The organism is Pseudomonas sp. Irchel 3F3 (assembly GCF_900187545.1).
Taxonomy (GTDB): Bacteria; Pseudomonadota; Gammaproteobacteria; order Pseudomonadales; family Pseudomonadaceae; genus Aquipseudomonas; species Aquipseudomonas fortuita.
The window spans coordinates 101065-114183 of the sequence record NZ_FYDS01000011.1 but is presented as its reverse complement, the minus strand read 5'-3'; the positions used below and the strand labels follow the sequence as shown (position 1 = coordinate 114183).

Annotated in this window: 6 protein-coding genes and 2 pseudogenes; 1 reads left to right on the top strand and 7 read right to left on the bottom strand. The window is 65.1% G+C overall.

Going from position 1 to position 13119, the window contains the following annotated elements; all coding sequences use genetic code 11:
- Nucleotides 1–55 precede the first annotated feature (55 nt).
- A pseudogene (locus CKW35_RS28940) lies at nt 56–4423 on the bottom strand (amino acid adenylation domain-containing protein); the annotation flags it as partial.
- 358 nt (nt 4424–4781) lie between these two features.
- Between CKW35_RS28940 and CKW35_RS22790 the strand changes: the two are divergent.
- The gene (locus CKW35_RS22790; RefSeq protein WP_095116945.1) at nt 4782–5735 is read left to right on the top strand and encodes a siderophore-interacting protein; all 954 of its coding nucleotides are present in this window, start codon (nt 4782–4784) and stop codon (nt 5733–5735) included.
- Between the two features lie 908 nt (nt 5736–6643).
- Here CKW35_RS22790 and CKW35_RS22785 read toward each other — a convergent pair.
- The 6 genes and pseudogenes from CKW35_RS22785 to CKW35_RS22760 all read right to left on the bottom strand — a co-directional run.
- Nucleotides 6644–8035, bottom strand: a pseudogene (locus tag CKW35_RS22785) (aspartate aminotransferase family protein); the annotation flags it as partial.
- Nucleotides 8036–8249: 214 nt separating this feature from the next.
- Nucleotides 8250–9572 (bottom strand): ATP-binding protein, encoded by a 1323-nt coding sequence (locus CKW35_RS22780; protein ID WP_016488314.1) that lies wholly within the window; start codon nt 9570–9572, stop codon nt 8250–8252.
- Nucleotides 9569–10252 carry a response regulator transcription factor gene (locus CKW35_RS22775; RefSeq protein WP_016488315.1) on the bottom strand — a complete coding sequence of 228 codons (684 nt, stop codon included), beginning with the start codon at nt 10250–10252 and terminating at the stop codon, nt 9569–9571. Before CKW35_RS22775 ends, CKW35_RS22780 begins: the two co-directional genes overlap by 4 nt.
- A gap of 119 nt (nt 10253–10371) precedes the next feature.
- Complete coding sequence (locus tag CKW35_RS22770) at nt 10372–10935, bottom strand: NTP transferase domain-containing protein (protein ID WP_023047084.1); 564 nt, start codon at nt 10933–10935, stop codon at nt 10372–10374.
- Nucleotides 10932–11903, bottom strand: coding sequence for an XdhC family protein (locus CKW35_RS22765; protein WP_016488317.1), 972 nt, complete (start codon nt 11901–11903; stop codon nt 10932–10934). Before CKW35_RS22765 ends, CKW35_RS22770 begins: the two co-directional genes overlap by 4 nt.
- A gap of 2 nt (nt 11904–11905) precedes the next feature.
- Nucleotides 11906–13117 carry a cytochrome c gene (locus CKW35_RS22760; protein WP_016488318.1) on the bottom strand — a complete coding sequence of 404 codons (1212 nt, stop codon included), beginning with the start codon at nt 13115–13117 and terminating at the stop codon, nt 11906–11908.
- Nucleotides 13118–13119: the final 2 nt, after the last annotated feature.

Sequence of the window (13119 nt, the reverse complement as noted above, 5' to 3'; positions counted from 1 at the left end):
GTGCGGCTGTGAGCAGAGGCAGCTCGGCGACCGGCAATGCCGCCTCACTGGCCAGTGCACCCAGCAGGTTGACCCAGACCGATGCCAGGCGCTCGATACGCTCGACGTCGAACAGGTCCGATGCATAGCCGAAGGAGGCGATCACGCCATCGCTGCGTTCGAGGGTGTCCAGCGACAGATCGAACTGCGTGGTGTGCTCGACCAGCTCGACCTCCTCGACGCTCAGCCCTTGCACGCTGTCGCCGGAGACCCGCTCGCCAAGATTGCTCAGGTGGTTGTACATGACCTGGAACAGCGGGTTGTGGCCCAACCCCCGCTCGGGCTTGAGCGCTTCCACCAGTACATCGAAGGGGATGTCCTTGTTCGCCTGGGCCTGCAGGGTGGTCTCTTTGACCGCCAGCAACAAGTGGCTGAAAGACTGCAACGGGTCGACCGCCACGCGCGCGACCAGCGTGTTGACGAAGAAACCGATCAGCCCTTCCAGCTCAAGGCGATTGCGGTTGGTCACCGGGATGCCGATGTTGAGCGTTTCGCGCCCGCTGTAGCGCGACAGCAGCAGTGCGAACGAAGCCAGGAACACATGGAACAGCGTGGCATTGGCGGCAACCGCCAAACGTTGCAGATCGGCCGTGAGCGCGGCAGGCAGCAGCACATCCACGCGCCCGCCACGATAGCTTTGGGCCTGAGGCCGAATACGGTCGGCGGGTAGCTCGAGTACTGCAAAATCGTCTGCCAGCGTGGCTTTCCAGAATGCCAGCTGGGCCTGCAGCTCCCCCGAGGCCAGGCGTTCACGCTGCCAGGCGGCGTAATCGGCGTATTGCACCGCCAGCGCCTGGCGTTCAAGCGGCTGCCCGGTGGTGTGGGCGTTGTAGACGCCCGCCAGCTCGCGGACCATGACGCTCATGGACCAGCCGTCCGAGACAATGTGGTGCAACAGCACGGTCAGCACCTGCTCCTGCGGCCCGCCCTGGAACACCTTGACCCGGATCAGCGGACCCTGCTCGAGGTCAAAGGGCGTGAGCGCTTCTTCCTGTATGCGCTGCTGCAGCGCCCGGCCATCCGCCGAACTGAGGTCATGGAATTCAATGATTGCCGACGCTGCGGGCAGTATGCGCTGGCGGGGAATGCCGTCATGCTCCTCGAAGACCGTGCGCAGGGATTCATGGCGCATGACCAGTGCATCGAACGCGGCCTGCATGGCGGCCCGGTCCACCTCGCCGTGCAAGCGTATGGCCAGGGGGGTGTTGTAGGCGGTGCTTTGCGGGTGCAGCTTCCAGAACATCCACTGGCGATACTGAGCATGCGAAACCTGCAGCGGCAGCGCCCGGTCCAGGACCTGGATATCGCCCCCGGCGACCTGCTCCAGGCCTTGCAAAGCCTCGGCAAAACTGGACAGGTCGGCAGTGTCGAACAGCACCCGCAAAGCCACGTCCAGGCGCAGTTGCTGCCTGATCCGCGAGACCACCTGGGTAGCCAGCAACGAATGCCCACCCAAGGCGAAGAAATTGTCGTCGAGGCCGACCTGGGTCTGTTGCAGCACGTCGGCCCAGATGGCCGCGACCTGCATTTGCAGGGGTGTTTCGGGCGCCCGGTAAACGGCTGTGACAGCGACCGGTTCAGGCAGCGCCCTGACGTCGACCTTGCCGTTGAGGGTCACTGGCAGACGCTCCAGCAGCATCAGGTAATGCGGTACCAGATGCTCGGGCAAGGCCCGCTTCAGCGCTGCCCGAATACTGTCGACCACGGCTTGACGGGCTTCGTCCTGTGCAGCCCAGTGCTGCGGGACCAGGTAGGCGGCCAGCTGCCGATCGGCGTCTTCGCCAACGACTCGCACAACGGCGCTTTCGATGCCCGGCAACTGCCGCAGGCAGGTATCGATCTCGGCCAGCTCGACGCGATAGCCGCGGATTTTCACCTGGCCATCGATACGTCCGGCGAAAACCCGTTCGCCGTCAGCGTTCAGGCGTACCCAGTCGCCGGTACGGTACATCCTCGCACCCTTGCAGCCACTGGGGTCGGGCACGAAGCGCTCGGCCGTGAGCGCCGCCTGGCCCAGGTAACCACGAGCAAGCCCTGCACCGGCGATATAGAGCTCCCCCCTGGCCTTGCCGGGCACGGGGTTAAGGCAACTGTCCAGCGCATGGGCGCGCAGGTTTTGCAGGGGTTGGCCGAGCAGCGGCCGCTCCTGCAGGGCATGAGTAAGCACACCGACCGTGGTTTCGGTGGGGCCGTAGTGGTTGATCACGTCGAGGCCGGGCGCCAATGCCTTGATCCGGCTCAGAAGTGCTGGGCTACAGGCTTCACCCCCAACCACCAGGCAACGCCGCGGCAAAGCCTGGGCACCCGCAGCGAGCATGGCCTGCAAGTGCGAGGGGACGATCTTCAGTGCATCGATGGCATGCGTCTGCAGGTAGGCGGCGAAGACCTCGGCATCGAGCACCGTCTCCTTGGGCAGCATGTGCAGGGTCTTGCCGTAGCACAGCGCACCGAACAGCATGGTGTGGCCAAGGTCGGCCGCCGGCGTGGTGACCATCGCCAGGCTACCGATCTCGTCCATTGGCAGGCGTTGACTCACGCCGCGCACATAGTTGACCAAGGCGCCATGGCTGACCGCGACGCCCTTGGGCTTGCCAGTGGTGCCGGAGGTGTAGATGACATAGGCAAGGTTGTCTGCACCCACCGCCACCTTGGGCGCCGAAACCGAGGGGTAGTCACCTTCCACGTCGATTGCCGCAACGCCTTGCGGCAGGCTGATCTGCCCGGCTCGGCCAAGTACCCAGCTGACCGCGCTATCGGCAAGCATGAAGTCGATGCGCGACTGGGGCTGCTCAGGGTCCAGCGGCAGGTAGGCCGCCCCAGCCTTGAGCACGGCCAGCATGGCGATGAGCATTTCGCAGGACCGGTCGGCCACCACACCGACCCGCTGGTCCACCTGTATGCCACGCGCCAGCAGTACCTGAGCCAGGGCATCCGAGCGTGCCTGCAAGGTGGCATAGCTTAGCCGACCGGCGTCGCCGCTCGCTGCCAGGCCCTGCAGGTTGTGGCTGGCGGCCGTTTCAATCAGGTGATGGATGCACAACTCAGGCTCTGGCGTTCCGGCAGCTTGCTGCTGCTCCCCGTGCGACGCCTGAGTCGCCAAGGGCAGCTCGCCAACCGGGGTGGCGGACGGTTGGCTCAGCCCGTCGAGCAGTCGCAGCCAATCCTCGCCGAAACCAATGATGGTGGCTTCTTCGAAGACATCCAGCGCATAGGTGAACACAGCATGCAGACGCCCGGCGCTTTCGTAGGTGTCGAGGGCAAGGTCGAAGCGAGCGCTGTGCTTGTCCAAGGCGACTTTTTCCAGCGTCAGCCCGTTACCCAGGCGGACCTGACCGGCGTCGGCGATAGCCGCCTGATGGTTGAACAACACCTGGAACAACGGGCTTTGCGCGCTGCTGCGATCGAGTTCAAGCGCCTCGACCAGGCGCTCGAACGGCAGGTCCTGGTGCGCCTGGGCTCCCAGGGCGGTGTCCTTGACCCGGCTGAGCAGCTGGCCCACGCTCATGAGCGGGTCGATATCGGTATGCAGCACCTGGGTGTTGATGAAGCAGCCGATCAAGCCCTCGACTTCTGTACGGTGACGGTTGGCGACCGGAACGCCGACGCGGATTGCGCGCTGGCCACTGTAGCGTTGCAGCAGCAGCTTGAACGACGCCAGAAGCACCATGAACAGGGTGACGCCCTGGGCACTGGCCAGCGCCCTGAGGCGCCCGGCAAGCGCCGGATCGACCTGCAACTCACGCCGCGCACCGCGGTGGCTCGGTGCCCCGACACGTGGATGGTCGAACGGCAGTTCCAGTACGGCATGATCATCGCCCAGCTTGTCGCGCCAGTAGTTCAGCTGACGCTCCTGCTCACCGGCTTCCAGCCAGCTGCGTTGCCACAGCGCGTAGTCTCGGTACTGGATGGGCAGAGCCGGCAGGGTCGCTTCGCTGCGCTGACAGGCCGCATCGTACAAGCGCACGAACTCGTCGATCAGCACGTTCAGCGACCAGCCGTCGGCAACGATGTGGTGCAGGGTGAGCAGCAGCACGTGCTCGTCGGTGGCCAGTTGCAGCAGGGTCACGCGCAGCAGTGGCCCCTGCAGCAGGTTGAAAGGTGCCTGCGCTTCGGCTTCAGCCAGAGCCGCGACACGGGCCTCGCGCTGCGCCACCGCCAGGGCGGTGAGATCATGCTCGACGATGGCGACGGCCTGTGCGGCGACAACTTCCTGGTACAGGTGCTCGCCCTGGGTGCGCAGGCGCGTACGCAGGCTCTCGTGGCGCGCGACCAGGCGATCGAACGCCTGCTGCAGGGCTGCGCGGTCGAGCTCGCCCTTCAGGCGCACGGCCATGGGCAGGTTGTAGGCCGCGCCCTGCGGGTCCAGCTGCCAGAGAAACGACATGCGTCGCTGGGCGTAGGACAACCCGTCGCGGTCATCGCAGGCGACATCGGCAGGGATCGGAAACACGGAAAAGTCGACGCCCTCTGCCTGTAGCCCAGCCAGGAACAAACGGCGTTTTTCCGGCGGCAGTTCGATAAAGCGGCGAGCGAGTTTCAACGAGTTTTCGGCATTCATGCGATGCGTCCTTAGCGATAGGAAGCGGGACCACAGGGCCCAGTCATCCCTCAAAGACGAAACAACCGCGAGCTGATTTAGCCAAAGCCCCGGCCACCGACGACCGCCCGGGCTGCCCGATTAAATCGCCGGGTGGGCGACTCGTCTGAACGTCATACCCATTCTCCAGAAGGCGGCCCTCGCGATGCTCTCCACCCTGGCCAACACCCTGCGCAAGCGGGTCACTCAAGCGCTGCCCGGCAAACAGCCCAGCTACCGGATTTTCGATGTGCAACTGAAGCGGCGGATCGCGCTCAGCCCTTCGCTGACCCGCCTGGTGTTCAGCGGCCCGGATGTTGCCGAAATGACCACATTGGCGCCGGACCAGCGGGTCAAGCTGCTGTTTCCCGCGCCCGACGGCTCACGGCCAAACCTGAGCAACGAGCGGCACTGGAAGGCTGCCCACAGCGCCTTGCCGGCAGACCAGCGCCCGCCCATGCGCACCTACACCATCCGCGCCCTGCGCCGCGAGGCGCTGGAAGTGGATATCGATTTCGTGCTGCATGGCGTCAACGGCCCCGCTTCGGCCTGGGCTACCCACGCGCAGGTGGGTGACAGCTTGCAGATGGTGGCGCCCAACCTGGCCTATGAGGGCGACACCGGTGGCTATGAATGGAAACCGCCACAGGGTGTGCGCCACATACTGTTGGTCGGTGACGAAACCGCGCTGCCGGCAATTGCCGGCATTCTTGAGCAACTGGCCGACGACCAGCTCGGATTGGCGGTGCAGGCATTCATCGAGGTACCGCTGGAGGCTGACTGCCTGCCTTTGCACCATGGCAGCGCCACCGACCTTCACTGGTTGCCCCGCGAGTTGCTCAATTGCGAGCATGGCCAGGCCATGCAGCATGCCGTGCGCGAACTGGCCAGCCTGCCGCAGGGGCAAGCCGCACCGCGAGTGAAGCTGGAAGAGGTGGATATCGATACACGGATACTGTGGGAGCAGGCCAGTAGCGCCAACAGTGCGTTTCATGCCTGGGTGGCAGGGGAATCGGCGACCGTCATGGATATTCGCCGCTACCTGATCAAGGAGCGCGGGCTGCCGCGCGAGTGCCTGACCTTGATGGGCTATTGGCGGGCCGGGCGGACCTTTGATTGACTGGAACTAGCCGGGGGCGCTTTGCGCCTTTCGCCGGCAAGGCAGCCTCTATCACACAGGTGCGCGGGGTCAATGGCGACGAAGTGTTCAGTCTTCTGTAGGTGGGCACAGCAAGCTGTGCCGACAGGGATCAACGCCGGTGCACAGCTGGCGTCATGCGCATCCTGTTTGCTGCGCGACAGCGCAGCCCGGAAGGGCTGGGTGATCTCTCATGGAACACACTTTGATTGACTGATTTAGCGGTGACTTTGTGGGAGGCCACTCATCCCCTATAGGCTGCGCTGTCACGCAGAGAACAGTGCCTGGTGTGGGAGCGGGCTTGTCCCGCGAAGCAGGCAACGCTGTGTATGGCACCGGCTTTGCCGGTGTTCGCGGGGCAAGCCCGCTCCCACAAGTTGACGCCAAATCAATACGTTGTTCTATGAGAGCGGGGGCGCTTTGCGCCTTTCGCCGGCAAGGCAGCTTCTATCAAACAGGTGCGCGGGGTCAATGGCGGTGAAGTGTTCACTCTTCTATACGTGGTCACAGCAAGCTGTGCCGACACGGATTAACGCCGGTGCACAGCTGGCGTCATGCGCATCCTGTTTGCTGCGCGACAGCGCAGCCCGGAAGGGCTGGGTGATCTCTCATGGAACACACTTTGATTGACTGATTTAGCGGTGACTTTGTGGGAGGCCACTCATCCCCTATAGGCTGCGCTGTCACGCGGAGAACAGTGCCTGGTGTGGGAGCGGGCTTGTCCCGCGAAGCAGGCAACGCTGTGTATGGCACCGGCTTTGCCGGTGTTCGCGGGGCAAGCCCGCTCCCACAAGTTGACGCCAAATCAATACGTTGTTCTATGAGAGCGGGCTTGTCCCACGAACCCCGGCGCAGCCGGTGCCATGCACAGCGTTGCCTGCTTCGCGGGGCAAGCCCGCTCCCACAAGCGCCTCGGCAAAACGCTGCGCCACTTCATCAACCTGCTCGGCGCTGATGATCAGTGGCGGCAGGAAGCGCACCACTGCGCCATGCCGCCCGCCCAGTTCCAGGATCAGCCCGCGCTTCAGGCACTCACGCTGCACCTTGGCCGCCAGCTCGCGGTTGGCCAGCGGATGACCCAAGGCATCCGTTCTGCCCTGCGGGTCCACCAACTCGACCCCCAGCATCAAGCCACGCCCGCGAACATCACCCAGTTGCGGATAATCGCGCTGCAACTGCAGCAGGTGCTGGCGCAAACGCTGCCCCATGGCCTCGGCATGCTCGGCCAGGCGATGCTCGACCAGGTAGTTGATGACCGCCGACCCCGCGGCCATGGCCATCTGGTTGCCACGGAAGGTACCGGCATGCGCACCCGGCTTCCAGGTATCCAGCCAGTCGCGGTACACCACCACCGCCAGCGGCAGGCTGCCGCCAATGGCCTTGGACAAGGTGACCACGTCCGGCACGATGCCGGCATGTTCGAAGGCGAACATGCGCCCGGTGCGGGCAAAGCCGCTCTGGATCTCGTCGATGATCAGCGCAACGCCGGCCTGCTCGGTAATACGGCGGACCCCTTTGAGCCATTCGATATCGGCCGGGATCACACCACCCTCGCCCTGCACCACCTCAAGGATCACTGCCGCCGGCAGAGGCACGCCGCTTTCCGGGTCGAGCAGCAGGTTTTCCAGGTAATGCAGGTTGGCCCTGACCCCTGCTTCACCGCCCAGGCCGAAGGGGCAGCGGTAGTCGTAGGGGTACGGCATGAACTGCACGCCGTTGCCGAGCAAGGCGCCCAGCGGCTGCTTCGGCCCGTTGCTGCCCATCAGGTTCAACGCGCCCTGGCTCATGCCGTGGTAGGCGCCATGGAAGGCCAGCACAGTGCTCCGGCCGGTGGCCGTGCGCACCAGCTTGAGCGCCGCCTCCACGGCATCAGTGCCGGTCGGGCCGCAGAACTGTACCTTGGCCTCGCGGCGCAGCGCCTCGGGCAGAATGCCGAACAGGTCCTGGACGAAGCGGTCCTTCACCGGCGTGGTCAGGTCCAGGGTATGCAAGGGCAGCTCATCGGCCAGCACACGCTGGATCGCCTCGACCACCACCGGGTGGTTGTGGCCCAACGCAAGCGTGCCGGCGCCCGCCAGGCAGTCGATGAACTGGCGGCCTTCAACATCCTCCACATAGATGCCACGGGCGCGCTTGAGCGCCAGCGGAATACGCCGCGGGTAGCTGCGGGCATTGGACTCCTGCTGTTGCTGGCGTTGCAGCAGGGGGGATTCGGTAAACTCGTACAAAGGTTGCGACGCGCTGACCGGTGCAACCTGGGCAAGGCTGGAAGCGGTGGACATGGGTAAATCCTCGCAAGCAAGCGAATGGGCAGTTATCGCTTGAAAAACGCTTGAGTGCCGGGAGGATTTAGCGGTTGTTACTGGATTTTACTTTGCCTGCACCGGCCTCTTCGCGGGTGAACCCGCTCCCACAGGAATCGCACCGCTCTTGAAGCCTGTGCAGTACCTGTGGGAGCGGGTTCACCCGCGAAGAGGCCCGCCCAGCCGATAAACATCAATGCCCGGATCGCGCCGGTACTTGCAAGAGCACCCGCAACCCATCGCTACGGCTGTCAAAGCGCAGGCTACCCGCACACCGCTGCACGATCGCCTGGACAATCGCCAACCCCAACCCGCAGCCGCCACTCTGCCCATTGCGCCAGAAGCGCTCGGTCAGGTGCTCAAGGTCGCCTTCGGCAATCCCTGGCCCGTGGTCGCGCACCATGAAGCCCACCTGGCCGTCGGCCATCTGCACCTCCAGCTCCACCGCCTCATCGCCGCCATGGCGCAATGCGTTGTCCAGCAGGTTGCGCAGCGCGGCCACCGCCAACGGTGCGGGCATGCCCAGGTAGATTTGCGTGGCTTCTTCAGGCAGACGCAGCACGATGCGGCGGTTGTCACCCCCACCGGCATCCTGCACCGCCTGGCGGGCCACCTGCTCGGCGCTGCACTGCACCCCATCCTCGAACGACAGGCTGCCTTCCACCCGCGCCAGCATCAGCAACTGCTCCAGCGTGCGGTGCATGCGGTCGGTGCCCTGCTCGGCATGCTCCAGCGCCTGCTCGCGCACCGCGCCATCGGTCATGCGTGCCACCTGCAGGTGGGTCTTGATGGCGGTCAGCGGGCTGCGCAATTCATGGGCCGCATCGTCGGTCAGGCGCCGCTCGCGCTCGAGGGTCTGGGCTATACGCAGGAACAGCTGGTTCTGGGTTTCCAGCAAGGGCTGCAACTCGCTGGGCATGCCCGCCACCTGCAAGGGTTCGACACTGTCCGCGCGCCTACGGCGCAACGCGTCGCGCATGCGGTTGAGCGGCTCCAGGCCCTTGCCCAGGCCAATCCACAACAGCCCCAGGCTGCCGAGCAGGGCCATCAGCACGGGCGCCGAAGCGGCCAGCAGGATCGACTGGTTCAGCGCCTCGCGCTCCATGTGCCGGTCGGCAGTGGTGATGCGCACATCACCATGGTTGTAGGTGAAGGTGCGCCACAGGGCATCGTCGATGGTCTGGTCACGGAAGCCACTGCGCTCGTCGTCCATGGCGCCATCGTGCTTATGGTTGCTGGCAAGGATCTCGCCACGCAGCGAACTGACCTGGCAGGCCATGCCGTCCGGCACACTGAACTGGTCGGCGGAAAAGTGCGCCTCCCCGCCCTTGGCAGTCAGGGGTTGCGGCAACTGGTCGATCAGGCCGGCGACCATGCGCGCCGAGGCTACCAGACGCTGGTCGAGGGAAAACATCATCTGCTGGCGCAGGTCACGCAGCATCCACGCCGCGGCCAGCGCCCAGATGATCACGAAAGCGCTGCCCAGAATCAGGCTCAGGCGTACCCGCAGGCTCATGAGGCGGCCTCCTCCGGGGCCTGCGCAGGGCCCAGCCGATAACCCAGGCCACGCACGGTCTCGACAATGCCGTTGCCCAGCTTGCGCCGCAGGTGGTGGATATGCACGTTCAGGGCGTTGCTTTCGACTTCATCGCTGAAGCCGTATACGCAATCTTTAAGCTGTTCACTGGACAGCACCCGCCCGGGGTTTTGCAGCAACGCCTGGAGCAAGGCCTGCTCACGGCGGGACAGGTCGACCGATTGGCCGGCCAGGGTCGCCTCGCAGCTGCTCGGGTCATAGCGCAACGGCCCGTGCTCGATCACATTCACCGCCCGCCCGGCCACCCGCCGCAGCAGGGTATGCAGGCGAGCGGCCAGCTCGCGCAGGTCGAACGGCTTGAGCAGGTAGTCATCGGCGCCGGCCTGCAGGCCATCGACGCGGTCGGTGACGGCATCGCGGGCCGTGAGTACCAGCACTGGCAGGTCCACACCCTGCTGGCGCAGGCGGCGCAGCAGCTTGAGGCCGTCTTCGTCGGGCAGGCCGAGGTCGAGGATCATCACGTCGAACTGCGCGGCCTGCAACATCGCCCGCGCAGCGGCGGCGTTGCCCACCCGGTCCACGGTCAGGCCCTGGGCGGTGAGGCCGGCGCAGATGCCGGCGGCGATCAGGTCGTCGTCCTCGCAGAGCAGAACGTGCATGGTGGGGCTCCCGGAGTGGTGTGGCTGGCATTGCACCTTGGGCGGATTAAGGGGGCATTATGGACCTTTGTGGGTGGGTCAGGGTGTTCGTCTTGGGTGCAGTGGTGAGCACCAGGGCCCTACATCAACCCCTGTGGCGTATCGACATCCAGCAACACCCCGGCATCTGCCAGTTCGATCACCACACAACTGCCCCGATTGGCCTGCACCACCGAGCGCGCCCCTTCATCGCCGGACAATTGCCCCAGCGCAGGCCAGAAATCACGCCCGAACATCACCGGATGCCCCTGCTGCCCCGCATGGCGTGGCAACACGATGGTCGAAGCCGCGGCCGCTGCGGCCAGTTGGCGCAAGGTTGCCGACTCGATCCACGGCATGTCACCCAGCAAAATGGCCACTGCCTGGGCATGGCTGTCGAGCAAAGACCGAGCGCCGGCCGCCAGGCTGTGCCCCATGCCCGCGGCCGCTTGATGGCTGATGATTACCTGGCAATCGGGGGGCACGCCAAAATCCTCGGCCCGCTCACCTGCGCGCAATACCACGCGCACATCATCGAACACCGCCCGGGCTCGCTCCACGCTATGCGCCAGCAAGCTGCGGCCATCGGCCAGGGTGGCCCGGCGCTTGTCGGAACCGAAACGCGTACCGCGCCCTGCCGCCAGCACCAGGGCCACCACGCTCACAGCGCCACCCGCGCAATGCCGTTGCGCACCCGCAGGATATCGGCCAACACCGCCAGTGCGATCTCGGCCGGGGTCTTGCTGCCCAGGTTGAGGCCGATCGGGGCATGGATGCGGCCCAATTCCACTTCACCCAGGCCGCCGATGCGCTGCAAGCGCTCACGGCGCTTGTCGGAGGTCACCCGGGAGCCCATCACGCCAATGTAGAAAGCCTCGGTACGCACCGCTTCAAGCATCGCCAGGTCGTCGATCTTCGGGTCGTGGGTCAAAGCCACCACCGCCGTGTCGGCATGGCAACCGCCATGGTGGATAAACTCCGAAGGCAACTCGCGGCGCACTTCAACGCCGTCCAGCCGCACGCCATCCAGCACTTCGTCCCGCGGCTCGCAAAGGATGACTTCAAACCCCATGCCTTTGCCGAACTCGGCACAAAAATGCGCCACGCTGGAATAGCCGGCCAGCAGCAGGCGCTGGGCCGCGCCGACACGCAAGCGAACACAGGCTGCTTCCCGCTCGACGCGTGGTCCCTGGGAAGGGTCATCGGCCAGATGGCGGGTACCTTCGGGCAAGCTCACTTCACGCAGCACCCGGCGCTGGCCCTGTAGCGCGCTTTCCATCTCACGCAGGTGCGCCTGCACCTCGCACTCGGCCGGCAGGTTCTCCACCAGCACTTCAAGCACACCGCCACACGGCAAGCGGACACTCGAACGCGGGTCGCTGCCATCGCCGTAACGCACGATGGCAACCGGCTCCGGGAATTCACCCAGGGCCACGCGTTCGAGAAAGTCGTCTTCGACACAGCCACCGGACAGCGACCCCAGCCACTGGCCACTGGCATTGACAGCCAGCAGCGAGCCCGGCGCACGCGGCGCCGAGCCATAGGTGGCCAGCACCGTGCACAACCACACACGTTGCCCGTTGCACGACCACTGCAAGGCCTGACGAATCACCTGTAGATCGAGATGTTGCACGTTTACTCCGCCTTCAGCTCGGCGAGCTGCTGTACCTTCAGGTCACCGGGCAGTCCACCCCACGCCTGGCGCAGGTAGTTGACCATATCCGTCACCTGCTGGTCATCCAGCTTGTCGGCAAAGCCTGGCATTGGCTGCATGCGTTCAAAGCCGGTGAACTGCTGTTCACGAATACCTTCGAGGATGACCTTGACCAGGTTGCGCGAGTCACCCTGGCGCAGCACGGTGTTGCCCTGCATGGCCACGGCGATGTGCGGCTTGCCCTCGCCGTCGACACCATGGCAGCCGGCGCAGACGTTCAGGTACTGCTGGTGGCCGCGCTTGGCGCTGTCGCTCATCTGCTCCAGGGCAACTGCCTGGATGGCCTTGGCCGGCGGTGGCTGGTCGCCCAGCAGGTAAGTGGCCATGGCCGCCAGGTCTGCGTCTTCCAGGTGTTGGGTGCTGTGGTGCACCACCGGGAACATCTCGTTGAACATGCTGCCCTGGGCACTGATGCCGTGCTTGAGGAAGGTGGTCAGGTCTGGCTGGGTCCAGCCGCGTTCGGCCAGGTCCTGGGCCAGCAGGCTCGGCGCCAGGTAGCCGCCAAGCAAGCCACCGGTCAGGCGCTGGTCCTGCTGCAGCGCGCCGATGGGATTGCGCGGGGTATGGCATTCGCCGCAATGGCCCATGACCTCGACCATGTACTGGCCACGCTGCCAGGCCGGGCTTTTGCCTTCGGTTGGCTGCAACTGCACGCTCTTGCCATACAGCATGTTCCAGCCACTCAGGCCCATCCGCACATTGAACGGGAAGCGCAACGCGGTCTGCGGTGCCGGGCGGTTGATCGGCGGGATGGTCATCAGGTAGGCGAGGATCGCGTCCGAATCTTCACGCTTGATCAGGTGGTACGAGGTGTAAGGCATCGCCGGATACAGATTGGCGCCGTCCTTGCGCTTGCCCTCGGTGACTGCGGCGAAGAACTCGTCGGCGCTGTAATTGCCGATGCCGTATTGCTTGTCCGGGGTGATGTTGCTGCCGTAAATGGTGCCAAACGGCGAATGAATCGGCAGCCCGCCAGCATACGGCGCGCCGCCTTCGGCAGTATGGCAGGCCATGCAGTCGGCCGCGCGTGCCAGGTATTCACCGCGCTTGACCTGGGCCTCGTCGGCCGCCAGGGCAAACGAACTGACGGCCAGACCCAGTGCCAACGCCCATGCGCTACGTACAAAGCCCATGC